Source organism: Streptomyces mirabilis (assembly GCF_039503195.1).
GTDB lineage: Bacteria > Actinomycetota > Actinomycetes > Streptomycetales > Streptomycetaceae > Streptomyces > Streptomyces mirabilis_D.
Genome location: NZ_JBCJKP010000001.1, coordinates 10,582,426 through 10,609,063 on the forward strand (window position 1 = coordinate 10,582,426; position 26,638 = coordinate 10,609,063).

General features: G+C 68.5%; 23 protein-coding genes and 1 pseudogene. 12 read left to right on the plus strand and 12 right to left on the minus strand.

What is annotated here, in order from left to right:
* Nucleotides 1–121: 121 nt before the first annotated feature.
* The 3 genes from AAFF41_RS48315 (at nucleotide 122) to AAFF41_RS48325 (ending at nucleotide 2,540) form a co-directional block, all read left to right on the plus strand.
* Nucleotides 122–1,351 carry a sensor histidine kinase gene (locus AAFF41_RS48315; RefSeq protein ID WP_343326074.1) on the plus strand — a complete coding sequence of 410 codons (1,230 nt, stop codon included), beginning with the start codon at nucleotides 122–124 and terminating at the stop codon, nucleotides 1,349–1,351.
* On the plus strand, nucleotides 1,323–2,018 hold the full coding sequence (locus AAFF41_RS48320) for a response regulator transcription factor (protein WP_319752736.1): 696 nt from the start codon (nucleotides 1,323–1,325) through the stop codon (nucleotides 2,016–2,018). The genes AAFF41_RS48315 and AAFF41_RS48320 overlap by 29 nt, the downstream gene beginning before the upstream one ends.
* 147 nt (nucleotides 2,019–2,165) lie before the next feature.
* On the plus strand, nucleotides 2,166–2,540 hold the full coding sequence (locus AAFF41_RS48325; protein ID WP_319752681.1) for a zf-HC2 domain-containing protein: 375 nt from the start codon (nucleotides 2,166–2,168) through the stop codon (nucleotides 2,538–2,540).
* Between the two features lie 163 nt (nucleotides 2,541–2,703).
* Here the strand turns inward: AAFF41_RS48325 and AAFF41_RS48330 are convergent, their stop codons facing one another.
* The 5 genes from AAFF41_RS48330 to AAFF41_RS48350 all read right to left on the minus strand — a co-directional run bounded on the left by AAFF41_RS48330 (nucleotide 2,704) and on the right by AAFF41_RS48350 (nucleotide 7,165).
* Nucleotides 2,704–2,964, minus strand: a complete 261-nt coding sequence (locus AAFF41_RS48330; RefSeq protein WP_343326075.1) for a hypothetical protein — start codon at nucleotides 2,962–2,964, stop codon at nucleotides 2,704–2,706.
* A 217-nt stretch (nucleotides 2,965–3,181) separates the two neighbouring features.
* The gene (locus AAFF41_RS48335; protein WP_415925994.1) at nucleotides 3,182–3,964 is read right to left on the minus strand and encodes a DUF4037 domain-containing protein; all 783 of its coding nucleotides are present in this window, start codon (nucleotides 3,962–3,964) and stop codon (nucleotides 3,182–3,184) included.
* 440 nt (nucleotides 3,965–4,404) lie between these two features.
* The gene (locus AAFF41_RS48340) at nucleotides 4,405–4,929 is read right to left on the minus strand and encodes an FAD-dependent oxidoreductase (RefSeq protein ID WP_343326076.1); all 525 of its coding nucleotides are present in this window, start codon (nucleotides 4,927–4,929) and stop codon (nucleotides 4,405–4,407) included.
* A 200-nt stretch (nucleotides 4,930–5,129) separates the two neighbouring features.
* Complete coding sequence (locus tag AAFF41_RS48345) at nucleotides 5,130–5,810, minus strand: histidine phosphatase family protein (protein ID WP_319752678.1); 681 nt, start codon at nucleotides 5,808–5,810, stop codon at nucleotides 5,130–5,132.
* Nucleotides 5,811–5,929: 119 nt separating this feature from the next.
* Entirely contained in the window at nucleotides 5,930–7,165 is a 1,236-nt protein-coding gene (locus tag AAFF41_RS48350; protein WP_319752677.1) for a DUF418 domain-containing protein, read from the minus strand.
* 176 nt (nucleotides 7,166–7,341) lie between these two features.
* Here AAFF41_RS48350 and AAFF41_RS48355 point away from each other — a divergent pair, with 176 nt between their 5' ends.
* Both AAFF41_RS48355 and AAFF41_RS48360 read left to right on the plus strand, forming a co-directional pair.
* Complete coding sequence (locus AAFF41_RS48355) at nucleotides 7,342–8,007, plus strand: response regulator (protein WP_343326077.1); 666 nt, start codon at nucleotides 7,342–7,344, stop codon at nucleotides 8,005–8,007.
* A complete protein-coding gene (locus tag AAFF41_RS48360; RefSeq protein ID WP_319752675.1) occupies nucleotides 8,004–9,107 on the plus strand; it encodes a sensor histidine kinase in 1,104 nt (367 codons plus the stop codon). Before AAFF41_RS48355 ends, AAFF41_RS48360 begins: the two co-directional genes overlap by 4 nt.
* Before the next feature lie 723 nt (nucleotides 9,108–9,830).
* Here the strand turns inward: AAFF41_RS48360 and AAFF41_RS48365 are convergent.
* Together AAFF41_RS48365 and AAFF41_RS48370 are read right to left on the minus strand one after the other, a co-directional pair.
* On the minus strand, nucleotides 9,831–11,051 hold the full coding sequence (locus tag AAFF41_RS48365) for a GNAT family N-acetyltransferase (protein WP_343326078.1): 1,221 nt from the start codon (nucleotides 11,049–11,051) through the stop codon (nucleotides 9,831–9,833).
* Nucleotides 11,052–11,553: 502 nt separating this feature from the next.
* Nucleotides 11,554–12,747: a ScbA/BarX family gamma-butyrolactone biosynthesis protein gene (locus tag AAFF41_RS48370; protein WP_343326079.1), complete on the minus strand. Its 1,194-nt coding sequence runs from the start codon at nucleotides 12,745–12,747 to the stop codon at nucleotides 11,554–11,556.
* Between the two features lie 752 nt (nucleotides 12,748–13,499).
* Between AAFF41_RS48370 and AAFF41_RS48375 the strand changes: the two genes are divergently transcribed.
* Nucleotides 13,500–15,020, plus strand: coding sequence for a cytochrome P450 family protein (locus AAFF41_RS48375; RefSeq protein WP_319754910.1), 1,521 nt, complete (start codon nucleotides 13,500–13,502; stop codon nucleotides 15,018–15,020).
* Nucleotides 15,021–15,363: 343 nt separating this feature from the next.
* Here AAFF41_RS48375 and AAFF41_RS48380 read toward each other — a convergent pair whose 3' ends face one another.
* Nucleotides 15,364–16,101: a MerR family transcriptional regulator gene (locus tag AAFF41_RS48380; RefSeq protein ID WP_319754574.1), complete on the minus strand. Its 738-nt coding sequence runs from the start codon at nucleotides 16,099–16,101 to the stop codon at nucleotides 15,364–15,366.
* A 47-nt stretch (nucleotides 16,102–16,148) separates the two neighbouring features.
* Here AAFF41_RS48380 and AAFF41_RS48385 point away from each other — a divergent pair, with 47 nt between their 5' ends.
* Nucleotides 16,149–16,628 (plus strand): DUF6194 family protein, encoded by a 480-nt coding sequence (locus AAFF41_RS48385; protein WP_343326080.1) that lies wholly within the window; start codon nucleotides 16,149–16,151, stop codon nucleotides 16,626–16,628.
* 267 nt (nucleotides 16,629–16,895) lie between these two features.
* Here the strand turns inward: AAFF41_RS48385 and AAFF41_RS48395 are convergent.
* Nucleotides 16,896–17,300, minus strand: a pseudogene (locus AAFF41_RS48395) (aldo/keto reductase); the annotation flags it as partial.
* Here AAFF41_RS48395 and AAFF41_RS48400 point away from each other — a divergent pair.
* Complete coding sequence (locus tag AAFF41_RS48400) at nucleotides 17,208–17,837, plus strand: SbtR family transcriptional regulator (protein WP_343326081.1); 630 nt, start codon at nucleotides 17,208–17,210, stop codon at nucleotides 17,835–17,837. The pseudogene AAFF41_RS48395 and the gene AAFF41_RS48400 sit on opposite strands and share 93 nt — an antisense overlap.
* Here the strand turns inward: AAFF41_RS48400 and AAFF41_RS48405 are convergent.
* The 3 genes from AAFF41_RS48405 to AAFF41_RS48415 form a co-directional block, all read right to left on the minus strand.
* Nucleotides 17,784–18,329 carry a P-loop nucleotide/nucleoside kinase family protein gene (locus tag AAFF41_RS48405; protein ID WP_319754571.1) on the minus strand — a complete coding sequence of 182 codons (546 nt, stop codon included), beginning with the start codon at nucleotides 18,327–18,329 and terminating at the stop codon, nucleotides 17,784–17,786. The two genes, AAFF41_RS48400 and AAFF41_RS48405, sit on opposite strands and share 54 nt — an antisense overlap.
* 392 nt (nucleotides 18,330–18,721) lie before the next feature.
* A complete protein-coding gene (locus AAFF41_RS48410) occupies nucleotides 18,722–21,157 on the minus strand; it encodes an ATP-binding SpoIIE family protein phosphatase (protein WP_319754570.1) in 2,436 nt (811 codons plus the stop codon).
* An 80-nt stretch (nucleotides 21,158–21,237) separates the two neighbouring features.
* The gene (locus tag AAFF41_RS48415; RefSeq protein WP_343326082.1) at nucleotides 21,238–23,700 is read right to left on the minus strand and encodes a SpoIIE family protein phosphatase; all 2,463 of its coding nucleotides are present in this window, start codon (nucleotides 23,698–23,700) and stop codon (nucleotides 21,238–21,240) included.
* 492 nt (nucleotides 23,701–24,192) lie between these two features.
* Between AAFF41_RS48415 and AAFF41_RS48420 the strand changes: the two genes are divergently transcribed.
* From AAFF41_RS48420 to AAFF41_RS48435, 4 genes are all read left to right on the plus strand, one after another.
* Nucleotides 24,193–24,549 carry a hypothetical protein gene (locus AAFF41_RS48420; protein ID WP_343326083.1) on the plus strand — a complete coding sequence of 119 codons (357 nt, stop codon included), beginning with the start codon at nucleotides 24,193–24,195 and terminating at the stop codon, nucleotides 24,547–24,549.
* Between the two features lie 617 nt (nucleotides 24,550–25,166).
* Nucleotides 25,167–25,421, plus strand: a complete 255-nt coding sequence (locus AAFF41_RS48425) for a hypothetical protein (RefSeq protein WP_319754568.1) — start codon at nucleotides 25,167–25,169, stop codon at nucleotides 25,419–25,421.
* 27 nt (nucleotides 25,422–25,448) lie between these two features.
* Nucleotides 25,449–25,868: an SsgA family sporulation/cell division regulator gene (locus tag AAFF41_RS48430; protein ID WP_319754567.1), complete on the plus strand. Its 420-nt coding sequence runs from the start codon at nucleotides 25,449–25,451 to the stop codon at nucleotides 25,866–25,868.
* 70 nt (nucleotides 25,869–25,938) lie between these two features.
* Nucleotides 25,939–26,268, plus strand: a complete 330-nt coding sequence (locus tag AAFF41_RS48435; RefSeq protein WP_319754566.1) for an NIPSNAP family protein — start codon at nucleotides 25,939–25,941, stop codon at nucleotides 26,266–26,268.
* The last annotated feature ends 370 nt before the right edge of the window (nucleotides 26,269–26,638 follow it).

Sequence of the window (26,638 nt, forward strand, 5' to 3'; positions counted from 1 at the left end):
AAACTGCCCTGCAACCACAACAAGAACCGTGGCAGTGTCAGCGGGCGTCGATGAGTTCTCGCTCCGCATCGGGCCGTGGTGAAACGATGCCCGACCCGGCCACCGACCCTACGGTGATGTCATGACGGTGCTCAACGGTTGGAGGCGGCGAGGGCGAGCCCCGAGCCGCACGCTCGACGTCTTGGGCGTGGCTGTGCTGTGCGTGCTGTCGGTGGTGGCTGCCTCGGTCGACCCGCACGAGCACGAGTTCGTGCTGCGCTGGTCCGCCGTGGTGCTGGCTGCCGTCGGCTGCTCCGCGTTGCTCTGGCGGCGCCGTCACCCGTTCGGAGTACTGGCCGTCACCATTGGCTGCGGGGTGATCTTTCAGATGCTCGGTTTTCGGGAGAGCCCGCTGGTGACAAGCCCGGTTCTGGCGTCCATCTACAACGTGGCCCTGCGGACCGACCGGCGTACCGCCTGGACCGCGGCAGCTGTCTCGGCTGCCGTCCTGGTGGGCGCCGACGCGGTGTGGACCTCGGATTCGTGGCTGGACCCGGACAAGGCCGCGATGGTGGCCTGGACGGCCCTGCCGGCCGCCGTCGGGGACGGACTGCGCTCACGGCGCGCCTACGTAGCGGCCGTGGAGGAAAGAGCGGAGCACGCCGAGCGCACCCGCGAGCAAGAAGCACAGCAGCGAGTGGCGGCCGAACGCGTTCGGATCGCACGCGAACTGCACGACATCGTCGCGCACCACATCGCCTTGATCAACGCTCAGGCAGGCGTCGCCGTCCACCTGGTGGACCAGCGCCCGGAACAAATCCTGAGGGCTCTGGAGAACATCCGGGACACCAGCCGCTCCGCGCTGGACGAATTACGGGTGACCGTAGGCCTGCTGCGGCAGTCCGACGAGCCGGTGGCGCTCCGCGACCCGATGCCGGGCCTTGCCCAGGTGCCAGCACTTCTGGCGTCGTTCGAACGCGCCGGGCTGGCCGTGAGTCACACGTGGCTGGGCATCACCGAACCGCTGGAACCGGCGGTCGACCTGGCCGCCTACCGCATCGTGCAGGAGTCCTTGACCAATGTGCGCAAGCACGCCGGTGCCGACCATGCCCGATTGTTCCTGCATTATCACGGTGAACGGCTGACGATCACCGTCGAGGACGACGGGTGCGCCGGACCGCACCATCCTCACCCGGGGGCCGGTCACGGGCTGATCGGGATGCGTGAGCGGGCTACCACGATAGGGGGCACGCTGTATGCGGGACCGCGCCCCGAAGGCGGTTTCACAGTGACCGCGGAACTCCCGCTCCGCCCCGGTCCGGCAGGGAATCGGAGACATGAACATGACGATTCGCGTACTGCTTGCCGATGACCAGGCCCTGCTGCGGGGCACGTTCCGCATGCTGTTCGACGCCACGGATGACATGGAGACCGTGGCCGAGGCGTCCAATGGCCGTGAGGCGGTCGAGCTGGCGGGCTCACAGCGCCCGGACGTGGTGCTGATGGACATCCGCATGCCGGAGATGGACGGCCTCGAGGCGACACGGCTCATCACCGAGTCCGAGGATCTCGCAAGTGTGAAGGTGCTCATCCTGACCACCTTCGAAGACGACGAGCACGTCGCCGACGCACTGCGTGCGGGTGCGAGCGGCTTTCTCGGCAAGGGCGCGCGACCCGAGGAACTCCTCGATGCCGTCCGCACGGTCGCGGACGGCGAGGCGCTGCTGTCCCCGTCAGCGACGCGAGCATTGATCACTCGGTTTCTGGCCCAGCCGGACCCATGCCCGACGGCCGTACACGAGCGGCTGGAGAGCTTGACACCGCGGGAACGCGACGTCACGAGCCTCGCCGCACTGGGCCTGTCCAACGACGAGATCGCCGAGCGCCTGTTCGTCAGCCCGCTGACCGCCAAGACCCACATCAACCGGGCCATGACCAAGCTGGCAGCTCGTGACCGGGCCCAGCTCGTCGTCATCGCCTACCAGTGCGGGCTGGTCAGTCCGGCCACGGAACCAGATCAATCCCAGCAACCCGCGTAGTCGCCGGCTCGGTGTGTCCACCTTCTGCCCCAGCCGCAGACCGACGTACCGCGTACTGCAGTCGTGGTAGCCGGAAGTCGCTGCGTGGGGACGACGCGCTGAGGGCCGCTCGTGGGCCAAGGTGAAACCCTGAACGGAGGTTTCACCATGACCGCAACCCAGTGCCTGACGAAGTCCGACGAGAAGACGGCCCTCGAGGCATGCCGCACGATCCGTGAGCTTCTGGCCGGAAGCGAACGCAAGACCCTCGCCCTCGATGAGACGGGCGCGGTCCGGGCTCACCTGGCGACCTGCCACCCATGCCGGGGCGAGTACGACCGCCTCGCAGCCGTGCCCGCACACCTGTCTCTTCTGCGCGACGCTCTGGCCCGTGGCAAAGGCCGAAGTACGCGGACGCACGCGGGTACCCGGCCCGATCGCGGCCACTCGTCGCCCCGTCACCGCAGGCCACACCGAGCGAGCCTGACCATGCAGCTCACGCTGCCCCAATGGGTCAGCAGGACCACGTCGCACATCAGGTGAGCAGATCTCGCGGATGCGACGAGGTGCCTGGGGCGGAACGGGAAGGGGACCCTTCTGCGGCGTCTCACTGGCGACCGGCGAAGAGCACTCGTACGGTCGATGCAGAGACGGACGGCGGAGGGGTCCACCGCCGTCGGTCTGATTCCTGAGCCTGACGATCGCCTCAGCTCGAGGCCGACGACTCCACCGTGACGGGTCGGCCGATCAGGGACCTCCCGAGGATCCGTGCGTCTTTGGCAGCCCAGTTCCTAGCGGCCGGCTGGACGCTGCCGCCGGCCGGGGCGGGCAGGATCATCGCTGCGTTGCGGGCGCCGGGCAGACCGCTGCGGAGGCTCTTCACGTGGTCCATGGCCCACTCGGTGAACTCGGCCATCGAGGCGTCGTCGACCTCGGGGACAGCGGCGGCGAGGACGAACAGCTCCATCTCGGTGCCGAACGGCCCGGACTCCTACCGTTCCGAGCTGCGGAGCGACTCGTTTGGCGATGACCCTATGGATGCGGTGCCCACGAGCACATCGAAGTCCGGGGAAATTCCTCGGCACGCCGCGGCTGGGCCGTCTGAGCGTCGGCCGGATCATGCTCCAGAATCGTCGACTCCCTGGGCCGGTGACACGCCGCTGGCTCGGAAGCCCAGGGCAGGTTCACTCCGACCTGGATTTGCGCACGGCGTGGCCTGCCGCGCGGGTCAGTTTCGGGCGGCTCAGGACGTCGGTGCTGTCGAGGAACTGGTCCACGGAGCCCACGGGCAGCAGATCGCGAAGCGTCGGGTCCGTGATGCGGGCCGTGAGGGCCTTGGAGAAGCGGTCGGCGCGCAGAACCTGGAAGGGGCGGGAGTGGTAGGGGCGAGTGACGGGGTCGACGCGGTCGGTCAGGCCCAGTTGGTTGTGCAGGCCCGCGACCGTCTCGTAGGCGTGCGCCAGATGCTGCTCGCGGTCGCGCCAGTCGGTTGTGGCGAGGGCGGCGGTGAGGTCGGGGGTGAGACGAGGGCCCATGGGGGTGCGAGCGAACGCGCTGCCGAGCCACTTGCTGTAGGGCGGATAGCGGCGGTCCATCAGGAGGCACAGGCGCATCAGGTCGCGCACGAGGCGGGCGGCGACCACGGCGGACCCGAGCGCGTCGCCGACCTCGCCGCAGCGGCCGACGAAGGCCTCCTCCTGGGATATGCGCTGCCACTGGCAGGACAGGACATGGAGCCACAGATCGTGCGGGTACCAGCGGAGGGCCGTTCGTAAGGGAGCGAGTTCACCGAGGCCGTCGTGGAAGACGGCTCCGCCGGTGACTTCGGCGAGGAGCTGGGTGGGGGTGGCGAGCCAGTCCCACGGGGTGATGCCGGAGGTCGGGTCGAAGCCGAGTGCGTCGGTGAACCATCCTGAGAGGTGGGTGACTTCGATGCGGTGGTGGACGGGGCCGTCGGTGGCCCGCATGACGCGGATGTCGCGGTCGCCGGTGGGGGCGAAGTCGGTGGGGTAGGTGCTCGGCGAGTACGTGTCTGATGCGTCCCGCGTGCCGGGAGACGTCCTGGCGGCGGAGGAAGAGTTGGAGACGGGGGCCCCATTCGTGGTCGGCGGAGCGTGGGGTGTCGAAGCCGAGCACCTCGGAGCCGCTGCCCAGGCGTGCTGCGGAGTGAGGGATTGCGGGGGAGGCCTCCTCCAACAGGGGGCGTACTGCTTCTGTGTAGAAGCGGCGGGAGAGTTCCAGGCCGGGAATAAAAGCCGGCATATTCGTGACGCTCATGCTGGCAAGCCGTGCCCATTTCATGGCGGGGCATGCGTGGTGCCTTCACGCCGTCTTCCACTCGTGAGGAAACCGTACGCTCGAGGAGCGGCGGGCCAACTTCTGCATGGCGGCGTCGAGTTCCTCGACGTCACTTCGGGCCGTGCTTCAGCGTCCCCCCGGCGGCAAGCTCCTTCGCGGTCTCCCTCAGCGATCGCGGACCAGCGAGCAACCGGTGCGCGTGGCTTCCCACCCGAAGTCCGGGTGGTGGTCGAGCTCTTGCGTGAGGCTGCCGCTCGGTACCGTATCGGCAGGGAACCAAGCTGCAGGAGCGGCTGGTCGGCAGTCGGCGGGTCGGGTCAGCAACGGTCGGCCGCGCCACCTGTGTGAGCGATCGGACGGCCGCGTGTGCGGCCATGTGGGCGTCCCGCGCCTGGGCCTCGGGCCGGTCCAGCAGGTGGTGGTCCTCGCTCGCCCGCGCGGAACCGGCCCCCACGCTCGTGGTGATCGAGAGCCGTCGGTGCGCGTACCGGTCGAGCGCGTCGGGAAATTCGGGTTCGGGTGACGTGGCACCTGCGAGGGCGTCGCCGAGCACGGCCGCGTCCTGAATCGCCTGCGCCGCACCCCGGGCCTGGAACGGCTCCATTGTGTGGGCGCCGTCGCCGAGCAGCCTCATCCCACCATGGTGTTCAGGTCAACCGAGGGGGGCCGCACCGCAGGGGCCAAGGCATGGTGCGGATTCCGGCACCGATCTCGGCGAACCGCGGCGTCCGCTCGACGAGCGGGACTTCGCCACCCACGCATGCCTTATGGAGGGCTCCCAGGACCCTCACGGCTGCCGCCTATCCGACGGCAGCACATGAGCGTGCTGGCGGGTCACACCCAGGCGACGAGGTCGTACCGCTCGTCGTTCGCCGTCTCGTCCCACAGGAGTGTCGTCTGGTTTCGTGCAGCGACACATGGCACGGGAACAGTGCGACTGGTGCCGACGCCTCCAGGGATGACGGGCCCGGGCCGGACGTTCCAGTGGTCACCGCGCAATGTGAGGGAGACCGCGGACAGGGGTGGCACATCGAAATGCCAGAAGGCCGTTGGCGGTGCGGACAGAGCATGGACGAGCGCGGCCCGGATGATCGCCGGCTCGGTGATGGCCAGTGCGTCGCCCGTGCCAGGCGGCACTCTGCTCAGCCAGCTGGCGGTTCGGCGACAGAGCTGGCGTACCGACTCGCCTCCGTGTGGCGCGGCATCCGGGTCTGTAAGCCAGGCGCCGTACCCGTAGGGGTCGTACGCCGTGACTTCGCCGACTGTGCGCCCACGCCAGGTGCCGTAGTCGAAGTCGCGCAGTGCCGGTTCGAGCGTGGCGTTCAGGCCGAGAGCGTCGGCGATCTGCTCGCAGCGGGTCGACGGTGCCCGGATGGCCAGCGAGTACGGGGGGAGTGCGGCCCCGACGAGGCGTGCCTCGTGCAGGCCGTGCTCGCTGAGGAGACCGTCACCGAAGACTGCGTTCCTGCTGGTGTCCCCGGCTGTCGCGCACATGAATGTCAGGCGGACCGACATCGGCTTACCTCTTTCCTGGCCCGGCGTGACGCCGGATGGTTCGAGACCTTCGGAAACCGTGGGCGCCGCGGAATCGGCGATGGAGTTCGTGTCCTGGAAGGGGCTTGGACCACAGTCGGCTAATTGAGCAGGCGGGCGGGTGCGGTGGCGGCGTGCAGCATGTACTCCAGCGGTCCTCGCCGGAACGCCCGCGTCCAGGCGACGGCGAGCAGCATGCTGGCCGCGGCCAAGCAGGCCAGGGCCGGCAGGGCAGCGGAGGTCGGCAGGTCGTCGATGCCCAGGGTCTTGATGGCGATGATGTGGCCGACGTAGGCGGTCAGGGAGACCGAGCCGACCGCGATGACGGGCGCGGCAAGCCGCCGCAGGCGGGCCGACCGGTCCGTGGCGAAGAGACAGGCGGCGATGATCACGAGGCCGACGCCGGTGTTGCCCAGGATCGACCAGGTCGTCTGGCTGTGCGGTGCGGCCACCAGCAGCCAGTCCGGGGTACTGGTGGAGGGGTAGCCCACGGCGTCGGACCACCAGGCCGATGCGGCCGACCCGCCGTCCGCCGTAGCGCTCACGGCTGCCTGCGCGCCGGGGACCAGGTGCAGGGCCAGCCAGGAGCCGCCGTAGCCGAGCAGGGCCAGCGTGCCGCCGAGGAGGGCGACCTTGGAGCGTGTGCCCGGTCTGGTGAGGTCGAGCCGGCCCACTGCCATTCCGGCGATGACGAAGGGCAGCCAGGTCAGCACCGGGTACGCGCCGGTGATGAACAATTCAATGAACCCGTCCGAATCGGTGATCCGGGCCAGCGGGTCGTGGGCGATGACGGCGTCGGCCCAGCTCCCACCCTCGACCGCGGCTCGAAGCGGATACAGGACCTGGGGCAGTACGAGCGCGGTCGCCGCGGCGATGACGGCCAGGGTGTCGGCCCGCAGCCGATACAGCGGAAGGGCGAGGAGGAAGACCGTTCCGTAAGCGGCGAGGATCACGTCGACCGAGGTGTCCAGGCAGGTCAGGGCGTACCCCAGGGCAACCAGGACGGCGGAGCGGATCAGTACCCTGCCCATGGCCTGCCGCCCGGCTCGCCCCGTCCGTGGCTGTGGCCGACCAGTGAGAAGGACCAGGGTGAACCCGGCAAGCAGGGCGAACAGAGCAGAGGACCGGCCGCGTGCTACCTCCATCACCCAGCCCAGCGGGCCGCCCACCGACGGGTCGGGACCCACGTGGGCCGCGTACATGCCGAACACCGCCAGGCCACGGGCCAGGTCGAGTCCGATCAGCCGTCCTGTTGACGCCGTAAGGGAGGGGGCGGGACCCGCCCCCACAGCGGATGCCGCCCCGGACGGTGCGACCTCTGATACGGCGTGCAACATGTGATCCAGGGTCCTGGACGGTGTGCGTCACAACCATCCGGCAGGTGTCCGGAACCGCCCCCGCCGACTGGCCGAGGCAGCCCCCGCCGACTGGCTGGATTCGATGCTGTGAACCAGCCGGGAGTGTCACGACATGGTACGAATCGGACAGTGGCCCCATGGTGAGTGGAGCACCCGTGATCCGAGTATTGGTGGTCGACGACGAGGCCCTGATTCGCAAGGGTTTTCAGCACATCCTCGACGCGGCACAGGACATCGAGGTCGCTGCGGCGGTTCCCGGCAGCCAGGCGGTTCAGGTGGCGCAGGAGATATGTCCTGACGTCGTGCTTCTGGACATCCGGATGCCGGACGTCGACGGCCTCACCGTCCTGGCCGGCCTCCGTCGGCTTTCCCACCCTCCGGTGGTAGCCATGCTCGCGACGATCGGCATGGACGAACACGTCGCAACGGCACTTCGCTCGGGCGCCGCGGGCTTCCTGCTCAAGGACACCGACCCCGAGCAGCTTCCCTTGCTGGTGCGGACCCTGGCCGCCGGCGGCACCGTACTGTCGTCCAAGGTCACCCGGACGGGCGTGGACGTCTGTCTGAACGCCGGCCCCCAGGAACCCGCTGCTCGCAGCCTCGTCCGACTCACCGACCGCGAGCGCGCCGTACTCGTCCTCATAGGCGAGGGGCTGTCCAACCGCGACATCGCCACACGGATGCATCTGAGCACGAGCACGGTCAAGGATGACGTGAGCGCCATCCTCACCGAACTCAAGGTGGACGGCCGCGGCCAGGCCTCCCGGATCGCCGAAGGGGCTTGCCTTCTCAAACCGCCGCGGGACCAGGAGGGGGGATGACCCCTCGCCGCCCGCCCGCCCCGCTGTTGGACGCCGTCCTCGTCGGAGCCTCGCTGGTCGATGTCTGGGTCAAGGTCCACATCGACGAGCCGCTGCGCCTGGGGTGCGCCCTGGTTGCCGCCTTCTCCCTTCTCTTGCGCCGTCGCCGGCCGCTGCTCACCTTCCTGCTCACGCTGCCCGCCGTCCTGGTCTCCGACGCGGTCTTCGCCGCGCTGGCCGCGCTGTACACCCTGGCCTCATTCACCCGACACCGCACCCTGCTGGCCGTCTGCGTGACGATATTCACGATCTGCGACATGACCTCGTGGCCGTCACTGCACTTGAACCTCGCGGCCACCTCGACCCTCGTCACTCTGGGCTACACCGCGGCGACGGCGGCCGCTCCTGTCTTCCTGGGCCAACTCGTCCAGACCCGGCGCGATCTGTCGCAGCGGCTCGCCGAGATCTCCGAGGCGCGTGACCACAAGCGGCTGCTGACCGCCCAGGCCGTGCTGGCCAGGGAACGTGCGCAGCTCGCCCGGGAGATGCATGACGTGGTCTCCCACCAGGTCAGCCTGATCGCGGTGCGGGCCGGAGCCCTTCAGGTCGGCGCCCGGGACGCCGAAGTGAAGGAGGCCGCCGCCACGATCCGGCGGCTGAGCGTGCAGACCCTGGACGAACTGCGGCACATGGTCAGCGTCCTGCGGGCCTCCGGGGGCCGCCCCACGGAGCTGACACCGCAGCCGTCCCTGGCCGACCTTGAGCGGCTGGTCGACAACAGCGGCATCCAGGTCGAGCTGCAGACCGACGTGTCCGACGACCTTCCGCCCACCGTTCAGCGCGCCATCTACCGCACCGTCCAAGAAGCGTTGACCAACGTACGCAAGCACGCCCCCGGGACCAGTGCGACGGTTCGCATCCGCAACGAGGGCGGCGCCATCCGTGCCACGGTCACCAACACCGCACCGTCCCGACCACCTCTCCCTCTGCCCAGTGCGCACCACGGTCTGGTCGGCCTGGGGCAGCGTGCCGCACTCCTTGGAGGCACCGTCACCTCCGGCCCAACGGCCGACGGGGGCTACGAACTGCGCCTCGAGCTTCCAGCCGAGGGCGAGTCGTGACGGACTACTGGCCGCCGCCACGACCGAAGTGGTGGAGCGGGCTCCGAGTGAGAAACCCTTCAGCTTGATTCGTGCGAGGGACCCCTTGATTCGTGCGAGGGACCCCGGGCGTTTGCTCCTGGGAGGATTCGCATCCGGGAGGCCAGCGGTCCGCTGATCTCCTTCCCAATGCGCTGGAGCGTGTGCGTGGCGGATGAGACCTCCGCCTTTGGTGCGGCTGTGCCTTTGCTGCGGTGTTCGCCGACTCGATGGGGCTGATCTGCCTCGATCCGCAGTCAACCGGCTCGGACCCTGACCGCCTAGGCCGGTCGGCGGTATCCGATCAGAAATGCGGCGAGTCCGGTGAGTCCGCCGAAGCCGCCGAAGCCGAGGAAGCCTTCCGTTTTGCGTTCGTGGCGTCGTTGGAGGCCACCGGCAGCTCGTCGGCAAGGAGACGGTTCGTTCGATTACCCACCAGTGGCAGCCCAGGCGGCCGGACGGGTCGATCCCGCCGCGTGCGATCCCGGGGCGGATGCCTCGGATGCGAAGCCATCAGCGTGGGCGGCGGAGATGCCGAGCGGGATCCGCAGAGCGTTGCCGTCACAGGTCGGATGGATCCAAGATCCCTTCTTGCCGCGGTCGGTCCGTCGGATTCGGTCCGGTCAAAGTCCCCCTTCGGTCGCCCGGATGCTCACCGAACCGCTCCCCCTGTTCATCACTTGTGCAGGGTCGGCGAGCCTGCGGTCAGAACCAGTGGAGGCAGTGCGGGGAGCGGTCGGCTCGGAAGAGGGCGTCAGCGAGGGTGGCCACGCCCGGGCGGTGGGCCCGGATGTGTCCGGCGCGCACGAGCGTGCTCGGGGCGGTGCCGCCGAGGTAGATCGAGCCCAGGTCGCTCACGTCCAGGGACAGGTCGGGTTCCCGGTCCGTCGGGACGCAGTCGGCCTTGCTGTCCCGGACGGTCAGCAGGTAGCGGCTGTGCTCGCCGAGGAACGGGTCGTCGACGTCGAGGACGAGCTCGCCGTCCATGAACCAGCCGCGCGCGGTCAGTGCGCGCGGGATGTCCAGCAACCGTACCCAGAGCCAGTCGGTGTCATGACTCACCTGGCCGGCGCGGAAGTCCGCGAGCTGCCAGCGCAGCGGGTGTTCGGGCGGGAAGTGCTTGAACACGACCTGAGTGACCAGGTCGTGTCCGAGCACGAACCGGGCCAGGGCTGTGAAGACGGCGTCGTCGGCGGCGATGGTCTCGTCCACCGTCAAGGTGCTGGGATCGCCGATCGAGTAGCTGGCGTACCCGTCCGGGACGCCGTCGGCGTCCCGGTGGACGGCGACGTAGCGTGGCGCCGAAGCGACCGGGGGCTGCCCCGCGCCCAAGGCCCACCAGCGATGCGGCCGGGACAGCGCGCCGGGCTGTGCGCGGCGGTAGCGGTCGTAGACCTCTTCCAGGATCTTGCCGCACTCGGCGCGTCGCAGTACCTCGACCGAGCCGGTCTCTGGGGCCTCGGCCGTTCCGCGCGCCCGGGGGAGGGCGAGGGCTGCCTGGTGGCGCGGCACCGTCAGTCGCTGTGTGTAGGTCGCGGGTCCGTAGCCGAACCTGCGGTAGATCAGGGCCTCGGAGGCCAGCAGTACGGAGAGGAACTCCCCGCGCGCTCGCAGCTCGGTGAGCTGATGCCGCATCATCGCGCTGAGCACACCCTGGCGTCGGTGTGAGGGCAGGACGCCGACGGCGGTCACCCCGGCGGTCGGGACGAGGATCTCACCGGGCAGGGTGAGCTCGAAGGAGTACGCACCGGCGGTGCCGACGGGCCGCCCGTCCGCCGTCAGGGCGAGCAGGTTGCGGTCCATTTCGAGCGCCGACCACCAGACCCCGCCGCCCTCGGTCGGGGTTTCCGGGAAGCGTCCGAACGCGGCATGGAGTGTGTCGACGAAGACGTCGAGGTCCTGGTCGGTCGTGGGACGAATCTCCATTGCTGCCGCTGCCTCCCTGGGGTACCGGCACCACGACTCGTGGTGTCCCGCCACAGTGCAGCGTTGACCCGTGGCCAGGTCAAGCGGATTACGGCCGATCGCGGCAAAGCCCGGTCCCAGCCCGGCCGCGGGGGTGAGTCGCGGTGGTCGGGCTCGGCGAGGTCCAGTCAGTGAGCCTGGATATCGACGTCACCCTCTACGTCGCGCGTACCGGCCTTTCCCGGCGATACCTGCCACATGACTTTGCACCGTGCGGGAGCGGAAGGCCGAAGGCCGCGACGGCGAGCAGAGAGCCTGCGTGCTGGACGCGCCGAGCGAGACGACCTCCGCGAACGTGCCCGCGCGGAGCCATCGACCAAGGCGCCCGCCTTGGTCTCGACGTGGAAGTCGTCCAACGCGACCTTGGCACCGAAGGATTCAAAGTCATTCCCTCATAAGTCGACGGCTCACCCGCGAATTCACCTCGAACTGGCGCGACACCTGAACCTCGAACCAGACAACCTCACCGGGATGAAACGTTCTTGTGGGTCGTGTCGGTGGGGGTGTGGGTGGTGAGTTGTGCGGTGAAGACGGTGGTGTTGTTTTGGTGTGCGGTGATGTGGGTGGTGGGGGTTTGGTCGTTGGTGTTGGTGTTGGTGTGGGTGGTGATGTAGGTGGGGGTGTGGTGTTCGGTGTAGTGGTGGAAGGTGGCGTGGAGGGTGGTGGGGTGGGTGGGGTGGGTTGTGGGGGTGGGGTGGGTGTGGGCGGTGGCGGCTTGGTGGGCGGCTTCGAGGAGGACCATGCCGGGGATGTGGTCGGTGGTGTGGTCGAAGAGGATGGGGTGGTGGGGGTTGGGGGTGAGTTGCCAGGTGTGGGGGTGGGGGGTGGGGGTGAGGACGATGTCGTGGGGGAGGGTGCGTCCGTAGTGGGTGGGTGGGGGGTTGGGGGGTTGGTGTTGGGTGCCGGCGGTGCTGGTGCCGATCGCGGTGGTGCCTGCTGCTGTGGTGCTTGTGGTGTTTGTGGGGGTGGTGGTGTGGGGGTGGCGGAGGCGTTGGTAGGTGGTGGGGGTGAGGCAGGTGAAGCGGCCGGTGCCGGTGGCGGTGGGGTGGCCGTTGCGGGTGATGGTGATGTGCATGGTGAAGTCGGTGGGGCGTTTGGTGTGGGGGTGGTGGGGGGTGTAGGTGGCGGTGAGGGTGAGGTCGGTGGGGGTGGGGCCGATGGTGAGGTGTTGGGGGTGGGTGGTGAGGTGGAGGTTGCGCATGAGGAAGTGGTGGCCGAGGGGGATGCCGAGTTCGGCGTGGGCGAGGTAGATGCCGGTTTGGCGGATGGTTTCTGCGGCTTGGAGGGGGTGGTGGTGGGTGCCGTCGGGTGTGGTGAAGAAGGTGTGGGCGCGGGGCCATTGGGCGGTGAGGGTGTAGTGGGTGTTGCCGGTTTGTTCGCAGCCGGTGAGGAAGACCTCGGCGAGGGTGGAGCGGTGGACGTATTCGCGGGGGACGGTGGTGGTGAGGCGGGGCATGCGGGCGGGGTCGACGGGTGTTTTTGCGCGGGTGTCGGTGCCCGTTTTTGTTTCCGTGCTGGTCTGCGTGGCGGGGTCTGGTTCTGCTGCCGGGTGGGGGCCTGTTGCCGTTCCCGTACCTGTTGCCGTTCCCGTTCCTGTTCCCGTTGCCGTGGTGGCGGGGGTGGGGTGGTTGTCCTGGTGGACGGTGAGCAGGGTCATGTGGGTCTCCGTGGCGCTGTGGGAGGTGCCGGGATGGACCGTGCAGGGTCATAAGATACGAACCTACCGGTTTTCTTTTCAAGGGTGGGCGGGGAATTTCGCGGGGGCGGGCCGGGGGGTTGGTCCGGGGGGTCGGGTGGGGGTGTGCGGGGTGCATATTCATTGGTTCGCTGTGGGTGTGGGGTGGGGATCTTCGCTGGATAAGCGGGGGTTTTGATTCCGTTCTGCGGGTGTCTTCCGGGGGTTGGGGGTGGTGTGCGAGGCTCGGGGTCGGGTGGTTGTGGGGGTGTGCTGGGGTCTCTTGTGTGGGTCTCGGGTGAGGCTATAGTGAAACCGGCCGAGCGGTTTTGTTTTGCGAGTGGTTCTCTGTCGGGTGTCGGTGCTGTCGGGGGGACGGCTTCCGGGATGCGCATGGCCCGGGGCCGGCACCCGGATATACACGGCCTGTGACCGGCACCCAAGGTGCGTGCCAGGGTGCGCCGGGTGTGGGGCTGGGCGATTGCTGGTGTTGGGGTCCGGGTGTGCATCCAGGGCCCGGTCCCAGGCGTGTGCCCAGGGGTTGGGTTTCTGCGGGCCGCGGGGGATCGGGTGTCAGGGTTCCATGGCTGATGGCGGGACTCCGGGGCGGGGGCTGGCGTGTGTGTGGGGTTGTGCCCCTGGCGGGCGTCCGGGTGATGGTGCGGGCGTGGCGCCGGGGTGTGTTTGTAGTGCTTGTCGGGAAGTTTTCGCGGTCTATGTCGTGGAGGTGTCCGGTGGCGCGTCAGCAGGAGCAGCAGGGTCGACGGGATGAGCGGGGCCTGCAGGAGCAGCAGGAGCAGCGGGAGTTGCGGGGCGGCGGTGGCGTGGCGGAACTGCGTGCCGTGCCGAACGGGCCGGACCAAAAGGACGTGCCGGATGCGCAGGGCGTGCCGGATCTGCGTGTTGGGCGGGGTGGGTGCCCGTATGCGATGGATGGGTTGGGGCGGGATGTGCAGGGGGAGGGGGCGTTGCTGCGGGGGCAGGGTGAGGCGGTGCGGGTGGTGTTGCCGGGTGGGGTGGGAGCCTGGGCGGTGACGGATCCGGCGGTTATCCGTGGGTTGTTGACGGATGGTCGGGTCTCGAAAGATGCGTATCGGCATTGGCCGGCGTGGCAGCGGGGTGAGGTGGGGGCGGAGTGGCCCTTGGCGGTGTGGGTGTCGGTGCAGAATCTGGTGACGTCGTACGGGGCGGAGCACCGCCGGCTGCGGGGGTTGATGGGATCGGCATTCACCGCGCGGCGGGTGGGGTTGTTGGGTCCGCGAGTGGGGGAGATCGCGGCAGTGCTGCTGGATGGGATGGAGGCGGCGGCGCGGGGTGGGGGCGGTGTGGTGGACGTGCGGGGGTTGTATGCGCAGCCGTTGCCGAGCCGGGTGATGCTGGAGTTGTTCGGGATTCCGGAGGAGTTCCGGGGGGCGTTGCGGGAGATCATTGAGGGGTTTTTCGCTACGGGGGTGTCGTTGGAGGATGCGCGGCGCAACTACGCGGCGCTGTATCGGACGATGGGGGAGTTGGTGGCGTTCAAGCGGCGTCGTCCAGGTGAGGACCTGACGAGTGCGCTGATCGCTGTGGGGAGCGGAGCGGATCCCGCCGATCCGGCGGCCGCTTCGGACCTCACGGACCTCACGGACCTCACGGACCTCACGGACGTCGCGGGCGCGGGTGGCCCGGAGGCCCCGAAGGGTGGGGGGTTGAGTGAGAAGGAGTTGGTGGACAACTTGATCATGTTGTTGAGCGCGGGGTGTGAGCCGACGGTGAATCTGCTGGCGAACGCGGTCGTGTTGTTGCTGCGGGATCCGGGGCAGTTGGAGTTGGTGCGGTCAGGGAGGGCGTCGTGGGGGGACGTGGTGGAGGAGGCGTTGCGGGTGGAGGCGCCGGGGGCGAATGCGATCTTGCGGTATGCGGTGGAGGATGTGCGGGTGGGAGAGACGGTGATCCCGCGGGGGGATGCGCTGGTGATCGGGTTCGCGGCGGCGGGGCGGGATCCGAGGGTGCACGGGGAGGATGCGGAGCGGTTCGATGTGATGCGAGCGACGCGGCGGGAGCATTTGTCGTTCGGTCATGGGGTGCATTACTGCCTGGGCGCGCCGTTGGCGCGGCTGGAGGCCGAGATTGCCCTTCAGGCGCTGTTCCACCGCTTTCCAGGGATGCGGCTGGCGGTGGAGCCGGGTGCGCTGCGTCCGACGGAGTCGTTCATTTCGAACGGGCCGCGGGAGGTTCCGGTGTTGCTGGGACCGCCCGCCGACGGGGTGAGGTGACGCGCCGGCCTGCACCCTGTTCGAACAGGCTCGGGACGATGGCCCCTGGGCAGATGTGCACGGGCTCCCGGCGACGAGCAACAGGGCCTTGAACGGCATCTGCCGATCTCTCGGCACGACCAGGCGCTTATATGCGGCTCGCATGAACTGCCGACACCTTGCCGCTACCCATGCACCATCCACTCAGCGACGATCCGCCCGACGGTCGTGTGCGACAGCTACTCCCTTCACCGCCCTGCGCCACTTCACCCTCGACGGCACCGATCACGCCGGACACGAAGAGCAAGGCAGCATGATCCGACGCTTCATCATCTGGCGTACTCGCCACGCTGACGACCAGCGCCTACGAGCCGTGGTCGCCAACGACGGCTGCCAGGTCTGCGCCCGCTCGGAGTAGGGCCACCGTCCGTGTGGCGATCTGGTCAAGGCGTTGTTGCAGGATGCGTTGGGTCTTGTCCAGGCCGTCGAGTTGGTGCAGGGAGTCCATGATCTGGCGCACTGCGGGAATGCCGTAACCGGTGCCACGCAGGGCCGCGACGATTCGGGTCGCTCTGATGGCTGAAAGATCGTAGCGACGTGCTTGCAGTGACGTCACTCGCTCGGGCGTGACAAGCCCTTCCTGCTCCCAGAACCGCAGAGTGGAGGGACGTACATTGAGCGCTCCGGCGAGCTGTGTGATCGTCATCGCGTCACTCTCTTGCTCGAACTCGGGTGTGTTCGCCTCGGCTTGGATCGCACGCAACGCTTGTTGAGCGCGCAGGGCCTCCTCTCGTTCCCGCGCGAGCCGAACATGGACCGCGTTGATCGCCGAGGCGGCCTCCGCGATCGTCTCCGTACGCAGTTTCGCGAGCATGTGCCGGGCCGTGACTGGCCCAACAGCGCCTGCGAGACCTCGATAGGCGCGCAGGGCATGCACGTGCAGCGGTGTGTAGGAACGGTATCCGTTGCTCGATCGAGCGGCCGGGGGAATGACTCCCAGACGCTCCAGGTCGCGAACCTGTTGCACGGAGTACCCCGACTCTCCGGCGACATCGACGGTTCGGAGCGGTACCCGTCGCGAACCGCTCACCAGCTCGCCCATCAGCCAACCCCACATAAGCACTTGAAGGTGATGCTTGAACCATGAGTATGGAACAGATCATCGCGACCGTGCGAGGCTTCGCCGGCGCGCTCGTGGTTGTCCCGGAGGAGGGCGGCGATTTCCCCGAGCTCGTGTGGGGAGATGCGTTCTTCTACTACGCCCCCGACGGTGAGGTCCCTGCGAACGTCCAGCCCTACGGGACCATCGTCACCAAGAACTACCCTGACGACGCCGTGTCCGACCTCGACTCTCCGGGCCGCTGGCGCCTGAACATTCACGTCGACCGTGCGACGTTCCGAGAGCTCACTGGGGAGGAGCCGCGCAGCCTCACCCGACCTCGCGACTACGCGGGGGCCGACAGCGTGATGCCGCACCCGGTATACGGGGCACTCGGCTGGATCTCTGTCGTCAATCCCGGTGAGAGGACGACGGACACGGCCGTGCAGCTTTTGCGCAGCGCCCACGACGCCGCTCGTGCCCGGTGCGCGCGGCGACACGCAACGCGAAGGTCGCAGGAGAACGACTGACACGGTTCCGGAGCAAGCGGACAAGGGAGAAGGACTCCCTGGACGAAATTCCCTGAACGGAGCCAGACGCACAACAAGGTCCACAAACAGCCTCGCGCCCGTGTCGCGCACGGCTTCGCCCGCATGTAGACACGGAAGATCCTGTGCGACTGCCATCTCACGGGCGACGGCGTCCACCACGTCACGACCGGCATTGCCCACCGCCGCAACCTCGCCCTCGCCGGATTTCATGCGCTTGGTTCCCGGGATGGGCACCACGGGAATCCCGAGGTGCTCACCGCGCGCGTGCACCCAGGTGAGCGCCAGCTGGGCCGGAGCGACACCCCTGTTCTCCGCCAGCGCGCGGACGACGTCCGCGATGACCTGGTTGGCCGTCGTCCGGAAGCGGGGAAGCCTCTTACGGGCGTCGCCCGGCGGCAGGGATGTCACATCGACCGTGCCCGCCAGGAAGCCTCGGCTGAGTGGTGAGTACGCCACCAGTGCCACACCCAGTTCGCGCAGGCAGTCCGCGACCGCCGTCTCGGGATCGCGGGACCAGATCGAGTACTCGCTCTGCACCGCAGCGATCGAATGAACGGCGTGGGCACGCCGCAGGAGCGCGGCATCGGCCTCGGAGATGCACCGCGTGAGTGGATGGGCCGGTTGGCCAGTCTGCGGGTCGCGAAGCAGCACATGTCCGAAGCGTTGCGGAGCGTGGGGCCCTTCAATGGAGCACGGGCGTCGGAGTCGTACGCGCAGTTCTGCGACACGATTGACACCTTTGTCGCCGCGGGCGTCGCCGCCGGAACGATTCGGTCCGACCTTGAGACAGCCGAGGTGATGCTGGCCATGAGTGGGCTTCTACGCCTGGACGTGACCGGAGACTGGAAAGGCCAGGCCGACCGACAGATCAAGCTCCTCATGGACGGCCTGCAGGCCGGGACACGTCCGCATCCCCTGAACGTCGGTACGGCCGAGGGAACACCGGTACGGCCGAGGCGTGATCCTGGAGACCTTTCGGCCCGGTTCAGTGCGCCCTTGTGGCCCGCGAATGGAGATAGAGGCAGACGGGTCGGGCTGTACGACGGGTTCGACCTGATCCAGGCGTTCGCTCCGGAAGTTGTCTACCCGCTCGACTGGCCCTACCCCGGGCGCCTTTCGCGACGCCCGGATGTCCTACCCGACCGAACCCACCCCGATACGGGCCAACGCCTGGTCGGCCAACTCTGACGGTGTCAGCCCTCCGTCCAGGAACACCGTGTCGCCGGGCAGGGTGTCGACCGCGGCCATGCACGGTTCGATCCTGTCCTTGCCCCAGCGTCGGACCTGCTCCTCCCGCTCGGGATCGTCAGGGAAGAAGACTCGTCCGTCGATCCGCTTCTCCAAGGTCTCTCGAGAGACCTTGAGGAAGAAGTGGTGAAGGTCGATGCCCGCGTTCTTCAACGCGCCGAAAATCTCTCCGACATAGCCGGGGTCGACCACGGTCATGGGGACCAGGACCGGACGGCGGTACTCCTCGATCAGTCCCACCGCCAGGTCGGCAACCTGTCGCCGCCACAACCGAAGATCCTGGAAGTCGCCGGTCGGTACCTCCACGATCTCCCGCAGCACGAAGCCCACCATCTCCGGGTCATAGACCAGTGCCTCGGGCCAACGAGGACGCAACTCGTCGACCAGCGTGGTCTTCCCGCTGCCGAACGCACCGTTCACCCAGACGATCAACGCGATCCTCCCCACCCCGTCGCCAGGCCCGCGCGTCGAACCCGGCGTGTCGGATCAGCATGCCGCTCGACCTGGGTGAGGCCACATTCCATCGCCAATTCATGCCTGGAAGATCGATAGGTGGGCCCGAACCCAAGCTGACGCCGGCGAGACGTGCGAGTGTCGTGGTCGTCGACGTCTCTTCCGTGATCAATGCCAAGCCGGGCTTCGGTGCTGACACCTGATTCCCGTCGCTGCGCCTCCATCGGGCAGAGCCGCGCCGCGGCCACGAGGCGGGAGTCCGCTCCTGCTCGCAGCCCCCGCCTCGGGCGGCTGCTGTCACGGCACACCGGGTCGAGAGGCATCAGAGCTGTGAGTGACTCTGCTCCGCCCCACCTCGGTGATCTGTGGCTTCAGGGGGAACCGTGGATGGCTTGCTCGGACCAGATCGTCTTGCCGTTCTGGCCATGGCGGCAGCCCCATCGTCCGCCGAGTTGCGAGACGAGGAACAGGCCGCGTCCTCCCTCGTCGGTTGTACGGGCACGCCGCAGGCGGGGTTGGGTGCTGCTGGAGTCGGTGACCTCGCACACCAGGACGTGGTGGCGAATCAGACGGAGGTCCATCGGCGGACGGCCGTAGCGGATGGCGTTGGTGACCAGTTCGCTGACGATGAGTTCGGTGGTGAAGAGGAGGTTGTCCAGGCCCCACGTGGTGAGTTGGCGGGTTATCCACTCTCGAGCCTTGGAGACGGCGGCCGGATCGGCCGGGATCTCCCAGTGAGCGGTGTCCGCGGCTGGGACGGCGCGGGTGCGGGCCAGCAGCAGGGTCGCGTCGTCGCGCGGCGCCTGGTCCGCCAGGTCGGCGAGGAGAGCCCGGCCGGTTTCGTCCAGGGCACGATCCGGACGGCAGTGCGCGGCGAGGGCTTCCGTCAGGCGCGGCAGGCCTTGGCCGATGTCGCGATCGCCCCGTTCGACCAGGCCGTCGGTGTAGAGAGCCAGGACGCTGCCCGGCTCGACGTCGATCACGGTGGTCTCGTACGGCATGCCGCTGAGGGCGAGTGGTGGCCCCGGGGAGATCTCGACTGCTTCGGCGGTCCCGTCGGGCCGGACCAGGACGGGTGGCGGGTGCCCGGCACTGGCCATGGCGCAGCGCCTGGTGACCGGGTCGTAGACCGCGTACAGGCATGTGCCGCCGACGATGTCGCGGTCGCCGGACGGGGCTTCGGCCGCGAGGCGTTGGATCAGGTCCGCGAGCCGGGTGAGCAGCTCGTCCGGTTCGAGTTCCAGGTCCGCGAGCGTCTGGATGGCGGCGCGCAGGCGGCCCATGGTGGCGCTCGCGGGCATGCCGTGGCCGACCACGTCTCCGGCGACGAGGGCCACCCGGAGAGAGGGCAGGGCAATGGCGTCGTACCAGTCGCCGCTGATGTCCGCTCCGCCGCCTGCGGGCAGGTAGACGCCGGCGGTCTCGGCTGCCGGAGTGTCGGTCGTGGCCGGGGGAAGGAGGCGCTGCTGCAGCGCTACGGCGGCCCGGTGCTCGCGCGTGTAACGGCGGGCGTTGTCGATGGCGAGCGCGCTCCGTGAGGCGATCTGCTTCATGAGATCCGCCTCGTCCTCGGTGAAGGGGTCGGATCGGCCGCAGCGCCAGGCCGTTATGGCGCCGAGCGTGTGCCCGCGGGCATGCAACGGTGCCACTATCACCGAATGGGTGTCCCTCGGGACGAGATACTCGATCAGCTGCGGGTCTTTGACCATGGCGATGAAGTCGTCAAGGCCGAACACGACCGGCTCGCCGTGGCGGAAGCTGCGCAGCAGGGGGTGGTCGGGAAGGGGCGGGATGGACTCGCCGCGCTTGATGCCGGCCGGCCAGTCTGCGCCGGCCGGCGCAAGGGCCGCGTTGCCCATGTTTCCACCGTTCAGCTGCTTCGAGGGTTCGTCCCCGTCGAAAACGGAGTGCGCAAGGTCGACTGCGGCGAGATCCCCGAAGGCAGGTGCGAGAACGTCCGCAAGGTCCTGCGCAGTGCGCACGACATCCAGGGATTTTCCTACTCGCTCGGCCACCTCGCGGGCGAGATCCAGATGACGGCGGGCGCGCATCTGGTCGGCGTTGTCGAAGTACAGGGCCGCGACCCCCGTGGGGCGTCCTCGCGCGTCCTCCAGACGGAAGGCGGACAGTGACAGCGCGTGCTGCCGCGCCGGATCGTGCCGACAGCTCACGTGCTGGTTTCTGCGGACCACTGGGGCACCCGTCTCGAGTACCTGGCGCAGCAGTGCCTCGAGGCGCTCGGCGTCCTTGGCGCACAGCACGTCGCTCAGCCGAGCGCCGGGCTGTACTGGACGGCCGTCGACAGTGCCCGGCGCGGCGTTCGTCTGCACAGTGGTGAGATCCGTGTCGTATACAGCGATCGTGATCCGGTTCTGTGCGGACAGTGCACGCAGGAGCGCCGCGCCGTGCTCGTGGCCAGCGACGTGGTGTGTGGGGGCCGCCAGGACGAGGACCTCCGTCGAGCCGGAGCACCCCACCCTGGTGGTCCGGAAGGTGACATCGACGGTGTCGCCGCACTGGTGCCACAGCCGTACCCGGCCGGATGCCGGCATCTCCGCGTCAGGCAGGTCGTCCGGGAGGTCGGCCACCAGTTCCCGCACGGGGCGGCCACAGACCTCCTCGGCGCGGAACCCCGTCAGCTCCTCTGCTGCCACAGTCCACCGGACCACCGCGCCTCGATGGTCGAGTACGGCGGCTGCCGGACCGTCAAAGGCGTGCGACCCGCCGCTGGGACCGGAACCGGAGACGCCCGTCGATCCTTGGCGGGCGCCTGCCGAGCAGGCGTTGTTGACATTCTCTATGTCCATGTGGGGCTTCCTTCGCGCGAGCCTGCGGCTCGAGGGATCGGCATGCTGTGGCGGCCGTCGGCCGCCCGGTCGGCAGTGCGTCACGCCGCAAGGGCTTTGGAGGGCAGGTCTTGTTCGGCCCAGACGACCTTGCCGTCTGTCGCGGAGCGGGAGCCCCACCTGCGGGACAACTGAGCGACGAGGAAAAGACCGCGGCCGTTCTCGTCGATGGTGTGGGGCTGACGGGGGCGTGGGTGGCTGGTGTTGCTGTCGGAGACTTCGCAGGTCAAGACCTGGTGCTGGATGAGGCGTAGGCGGATCGGCCCGCCGCCGTAGCGGATGGCGTTGGTGACCAGTTCACTGACGATCAGCTGCACGGTGGCCACCAGATGTTCAAGTCCCCATTCGCTGAGCTGACGGGCGGTTGCCTGCCGGGCGATGCGGACAGCGGCCGGCTCGTTCGGCAGATCCCAGGAGGCGACCTGGGCCGCTTCGAGTCCGCGAGTCCGCGCAAGGAGCAAGGTGACATCGTCGGCCGGGGCCTGAGTCGGCAGGGTCTCGATCACGTGAGAGCACAGGTCTTCCAGGGACGAAACGGACTCTGCCAGGGCGGCGCCCAGGCGGTCCAGGCCCACGTCGATGTCGTCGTCGCGGGACTCGACCAGACCGTCGGTGTAGAGCGCGAGCAGAGTTCCCTCGGGCAGTTCCAGTTCCACGGACTCGAAGGGGACCAGACCGAGACCGAGGCCGAGCGGGGCCCCAGCGGGCATGTCGGGGAAAGTGATACGGCCCTGCGGGTCGATGATCGCGGGCGGGGGATGCCCGGCCCGCGCCATCGTGCACCGCCGGATGACCGGGTCGTAGACGGCATACAGACAGGTGGCGCCCACCGCCGCGGGGGCCTGGTCCGGAGCGTCGGCATCTTCCTCGCTCAGCCGCCTGACCGTGTCATCGAGGTGCGTCAGCAGTTCGTGGGGAGGCAATTCCATGTCCGCGAGCGTGCGGACGGCGGTGCGCAATCGGCCCATCGTCGCCGCGGCGTTGATGCCGTGTCCGACCACATCACCGACGACGAGGGCCACCCGGGCGCCAGACAGCTTGATCACGTCGAACCAGTCGCCTCCCACGCCGTGGTCCATGTCGGCCGGCACATAGCGTGAGGCCACATCGAGGGCGGCGCCGCCTCCCACGTGGTGGGGGAGCAGGTCGCGTTGGAGCGTCAGGGCCGCAGTGCGTTGGCGGGCGTACTGGAGAGCGTTGTCCAGGCTGAGCGCGGCCCGGGTGACGAGCTCCTCGGCGAGGAGGAGATCGTCCTCCTGGAACGGCGTCGGCTCCTCGGAGCGGCCGAACACGGCCAGTCCCAGCACACAGCGCCGCGCACGGACGGGTACGACCATCAAAGAGTGGACGCCGCTGTCACGGAGCTTCTGCGTTCGCACAGGGTCGTGACTGACCCAGGGGCCTGAAGAGGTGTCCAGCACCGATTCCAGGTAAGACCTGCCTGTGCGCAGGGCGGTGGCGAACAGCGAGGTCGGAAAGGGACGGATCACCTCTTGGCGCACCCACGGCAACTCGAGGACACCGGGATCGATGGAGGCCACACCGGCACGGCGCAGCACAGGTGGGCGGCCGTTCGCCTTGCCGGTGCCCGCCGAGGGATCCACGCCGAACGGAACCGACTCCATCAGGTCGACGACTGCGTGGTCGGCCAGCAGGGGCACGGCGAGGTCGGCCAGTTCCTGCCCGGTCCGCATGACCTCGAGGGTGCTGCCGATGCGCGTGCCGGCTTCGCTGAGGATGGCGAGGCGCTCGCGCGCCCGCCGGTTGCCGGTGACGTCCACGCTCATGGCGCACACGGACAGTGCCGTGCCGTCCGCGTCCTGGAGGCAGAAGAACGAGGCCGAGAACGCGTGCTCCCGGCGCCGGTCGGTCGACGACCACGCCCGGTACTCGTGGACCATGGTGGTCCCGCTCTCCAGAACCTGCCGCATCACGACCTCGAGCGCTTCAGCCTCGACGGCGGGCAGTGAGTCCCGCAGGCGGTGTCCGAACCGTCGTTCACGAGGAGTGCCGTCGTGGCGCTCCATGACGTCGTTGACCCAGGTACAGCGCAGCTGCGGGTCATAGACGGCGATGCCGACCGGAGCATGGGCCAGGAGCGACTCCCGCACAGCTCCGGTGGACGCCCCCGACGACAGGGTGCCTATGTCGGTCACGGACACCAGCCAGCGGGTGCCGGCGTCCTGCCCCCACAGCCGTGAGATCCGCAGCGTCATTTTGATGGCATGGCCGTCGCGGTGGCGGACCGTCACGGTGCCGGACCAGCCGTCCTGGGCACGACACTGCTCGGCGAACGCCGAAGCACTCGGGGCGTCCTCGGCGGGTGGCAGCACGTGTGCGGCGGACCGGCCCACCACTTCCCCGGCCGAGTACCCGACAAGCTGCTCGGCGGCGTGCGTCCACCCCACGACGGTCCCCTCCGCATCGAGCATCGCTATGGCCGCATCGGGTATCTCTCGGGGACTCACCGGTTCGGTGAGTGGCATGTGGTCGGTGTTCGTCATCCGGTTCTTCCCATCGGTGTGAGACAGCGTCGGCATGTGCGGTGTCGGCCCGGTCTGTCGGCGTGGTGGAAGCCGGCACGGCGTCTGCCTACCTTGGACGACTTTGTCCACTTCTGATGAAATGGTCAGATACGACCGCTTTATCGTCAAGCCCCTCGAAACTGATCAAATGTCCAGATGCAATCGCGTGCTGTCACGCCGCACCCCCCTGCGGGGTCGGACTGGCGGGTCAGGGTGGATGGTCGAGGCGGGCAGTGCAATGATGAAGTCATCAGAACTGCTGCTCCTATTTGTGGAGCGTGCGATGCCGGCACCACGCAGGAACCGATTCGAACGCCGTCGTGCCGACACCTGCCAGGCGCTCGTCCGCGCCGCGCGGCAGATTCTGGCCGAGCCCGGCGGCACCAGCACCGGCACGCGGAGCGCGCGGACGGGGGCCTCGGCTCCTTCTACAGCCACTTCGCGGGCGAGCCGGACCTGTTCGACGCGGCCGTGGCCGATGCGCTGGAGGAGTACGCCCAAGCCGTCGCCGAACGCCCGCACGGCGTCGATGATCCCGCCGAGCGCCTAGCTGGAGGCGTGCGGCTCAGCGCGCGCATGGCCGAGTCATATCCGGAGATCATGCAGATCCTGTGCCACAGCCGGCTCGGTCGGATATGCGCCGGCGACGGACTGGCTCCGCGGGCGAAGCGCGACGCGGAGGAGGGCATGGCCGCAGGCCGGTTCACCGTGGTCGACCCGGTGATCGCCCTGGCCGTTTTGAACGGCAGCCTGTTGGCGCTCCTGGAGCAGTGGTGCAACCGGCCCGGGCCGACAGCAGCCACGCCGCCGGCACGATGGCCGAGATGATCCTGCACATACTCGGCCTCTCCCCGGATGAGGCCCGCGACCTTGCCCTGCGGCCCCTTCCCGCGGCAGCGTGAAGAGCATTCTGTCGCGCACCGGCCGACCGGCGCCGACTGCGCACCGGTTCCCGCAGCCTGCGTAATGTACCGGGGCGGCTGGTCTCTCCACCCGCGCGCCCGCACGCCACGGCTCCGGAGATGGAAATCCCGGGCAACTCGTCCGCCCAGGGCGACGGCTCAGCCAGGGCATGGCCGAGTCCGAAGGCCGCGCCGAAGAGGGGAAGCTGGGCGAACGACGCGGAACTGCTTCACAGTTGCTCGCTGGTGTAACTGATCTCCTCGTCCTAGGGCCCGAGATGGTCGAGGCGGGTGAGCATCTCCTCGAAGGCCAGTCGTACTTCGTCCATGCGGCCGACGCGGTCTCGGTGAGGACGTCGAGCCGTTCGTGCCGCTGCCGGCCGTGCGGGCCATTTTCGCCGCCTCGACAGTTCCATACGTCGTATGGTAATTCTGGGGTACTTCCATACGCCGTATGGAAGTGTTTGTCGGACCACGCCAGGTGCCGCACATCGCCTGCGTGTAGCCGATGGTGCAGATCGCACCAATCGGGAAGGAGAGATCATGAAGAAGCTCACGAGGCGCGTTGTCGTCACCGCATTCTCCGTCGCGGTCGCGGGTGTCGCTGTTCTTGGTGCCGGGGGTACCGCTTCGGCCGCGACCTCTGCATCCGCGCACGTCCAGCGTCCGGCCGTCAGTGTGAACGTCGGCGACTACCGCTGGGACCACGGTGTCGGCTACCTGCTCGACCTGGGCTACTCCTGGGACGAGATCCGTGGCTGGTATCACGTCAGCCAGGTTGAGATCAGCGTTCGCTGACCGCCGCCCGGCCGGGAGTGAAAGTCGATGGAGTCTTTGAAGACCGTCATGCAGGGGGTGGCCGTGAAGCTTGTCGTCTCGCCCACCTGCTCGCTGTCCATGTGTATGAGCCTGCGGTACGAGCCCGCTGATCCGTATGTCGTCCGTGCCGTCTTTTTCACCGGCACTGACAAGCCGGCCGAATGGGTCCTGGGGCGTGACCTTCTGGCCGATGGCCTGAAGGGTTCCGCGGGCTGTGGGGACATCCGGGTCTGGCCGGCCGTCGGCCGTGGTGACCAAGTGATGTACGTCGTCCTCGGGGCTCCCGCGGGCACCGCCTTGCTCGAGGTTCCCATCCAGGACGTCAGGACGTTCCTGGCGGACACGGAGGCGCTGGTGCCACGAGGTGCCGAGTCCGGGCACATCGACTGGGAGCTCGAACTGGCGAACTTGTTCGCGAAAGGCTGAGGGAAGCCTCCCAACCGCCGTGCCGCTGGAGATCTTTGTCCCGTCGGCAGAAGAGAAGGAAAGAGTGTTCATGTCTCAGTACCAGCTTCGTGTCTACACACTGCGCAGCCCTGAGGCGCTCGTCGCCTACGAGAACATCTGGGCCCAGCACATTCCCGGTATGGCCAAGCACAGGATCGCCACACATGGCGTCTGGACGGTGCCTGCGGCCCCCGGGAGTGAGGCGCCCCAGCTGTACGCCCTCGTTTCCTACCAGGACGCCGACGACGTTCAGGAGCGGCTGGAGGCGTACCTCTCCAGCCCCGAATTCCGCGCAGACATGGAGGGTTTCGACATCAGTCAGATCGTCGGCGTCGCCGAGTCCGTCCTGACGCCCACCGCCGACTCGCCCTTGCGGTGACAGGTACCGAGCCGTTCGAAGTCTGCAGGGACTTGTCCTTCGAGCCAGAGCGTCGTGCAACTCGGCCATGGCGCTCGCCGGACGCAGCGGGCATGGGACGAGATCGGCGAGGTCGGGGGGGTGGGGAAGGCCCGGTTGAGTGCGTGTCGGTACGGGCGGCGACGCCCAGTGACATGGAAGCCCGGCCGGCCGGGGAGTGAACCCGTACCGGCGACACCGTACGCCAGGCTTCGGTCCCTGCCGTGTCCGCTGCAGAAGCTGGGTCGGTCGAGTCATGCGCATGTCGCGGTCCGGAGTGCGAGCGAGCCGCACGGCAGCGTCCATGCCCTGTCATCGCCAGACGCTGCGGTGCCCGGGACCGCACGAGACC